This window comes from Arthrobacter sp. 9V, from assembly GCF_902506065.1.
In the GTDB taxonomy this organism is placed as follows: Bacteria; Actinomycetota; Actinomycetes; order Actinomycetales; family Micrococcaceae; genus Arthrobacter.
Genome location: NZ_LR733056.1, coordinates 1 through 1,491 on the forward strand (window position 1 = coordinate 1; position 1,491 = coordinate 1,491).

The 1,491-nt window shown below is 71.2% G+C and carries 2 protein-coding genes; one reads left to right on the top strand and one right to left on the bottom strand.

Features of this window, described 5'->3' with window-relative positions; all coding sequences use genetic code 11:
- A partial coding sequence (locus tag BACI9J_RS24055; RefSeq protein WP_159736809.1) for an NAD-dependent epimerase/dehydratase family protein occupies positions 1 to 932 on the top strand: 932 nt, incomplete at its 5' end.
- A gap of 23 nt (positions 933 to 955) precedes the next feature.
- Here BACI9J_RS24055 and BACI9J_RS24060 read toward each other — a convergent pair.
- A complete protein-coding gene (locus BACI9J_RS24060) occupies positions 956 to 1,402 on the bottom strand; it encodes a MarR family winged helix-turn-helix transcriptional regulator (protein ID WP_139179589.1) in 447 nt (148 codons plus the stop codon).
- Between the last annotated feature and the right edge of the window lie 89 nt (positions 1,403 to 1,491).

Below are 1,491 nucleotides of genomic sequence, written 5' to 3' on the forward strand. Positions count from 1 at the left end.
GAACCGGCTGGCTCGGACGGACGATCGTCGACGAGCTGTTGTTCGAGGGTGCCGACGTCACGTGCCTCGCCCGGGGCACCACCGGCAGCATTCCCGAGGGTGCACGCTTCGTCCAGGCGTATCGGTCCCTGCCCGGCGCCTACGAACCGGCCACCGGCACCTGGGACGAGGTCATCGAACTCGCTCACGCCCCCGAGCTCGTCGCCCCGGCGCTCGACGCCCTCGCCGACCGGGCCGCCCACTGGACGCTGGTGTCCACGGTCTCCGTCTACGCGGAGAACGACGAACCGGGCGCCGATGAGTCCGCCCGGCTGGTGGAGCCGAAGGACCCGTCCGCCTACGCCGACGCGAAGGTCCTCGCCGAGCGCACCACGCGGCTCCGGCTCGGGTCGCGGCTGCTCATCGCACGCCCGGGGTTGATCGTCGGCCCGGGTGACCCCAGCGACCTGTTCGGCTACTGGCCGGCACGCCTCGATCGCGGCGGGCCCGTGCTGGTGCCGACGTCGGCGGAGCGCTTCGTGCAGGTGATCGACGTCGCGGACCTCGCCTCCTGGCTCGTCCGGGCGGGGCGCGACGGGTCCGTCGGCACGGTCAACGCTGTCGGGGCACCGGTGCCGCTGCACGACTTCCTGCGGTGCGTGGCGGAGGTCACCGGGTTCGACGACGAACTCGTCGCGGTCGACGACGACGTCCTGCTTGCACACGACGTGGCCTACTGGGCGGGCCCCCGATCACTCCCCCTGTGGATCCCGGTGTCGGACGCGGGGTTCGCGCAGCGCTCCGCAGTGGCGTTCACCGACGCCGGCGGGGTGACCAGACCCCTCCGGGACACCGTCGTGCGGGTGTTCGAGGACGAGCGTGCCCGCGGGACGGATCGGGAACGCCGTGCTGGCCTCACCTCGACCGAGGAACGGGCGGTCCTCGCCAGGTAGACCCTCGGTCCCCACCAGGAAGGTCAGGACGCAGCGGCAGCCTGCTCGTACAGACTCGTCGCCAGGTCGTTGAGCACCTCGTGCAGTTCACCCTTGTGCGCCCCGTCGACGGCCCGGAGCATCGCCGCGTACCGCTCCTGGTAGTCCGACACGACGACATGGCCCGGGGGCAGCAGCCGCAGCAGTGATCCTCGGCGATCGGCCGGGTTCGGTGCGCGCTCGAGGAGCCCGGCGGCGCTCATCCGGTCGATCATGTTCGTCACCGCACCGGAGGTCAGCCCCAGGTACCCGGCGACCTCGGTCGGCGTGGAGTACCCGGTGTCGCTGATGAGCACCATGGCCCGGAGCGCGTTCTCGTGCACGCCCGCGCGAGCGCTCAGCTGACTCACCAGGCTCGCGTTCGCGCGCACCACAGCGGTGAACGCGGTCATGAGCTCGGCTGCGCTGTCACCGCTTCGTGCTGCTGTCACGACGGTCTTCCTCCGGGTCGGGTGATGGGGGGACAAGGGCCGTCCCCCGCACTGGGGTAAGTATACGAGTCGCACACATGCTCAATCAC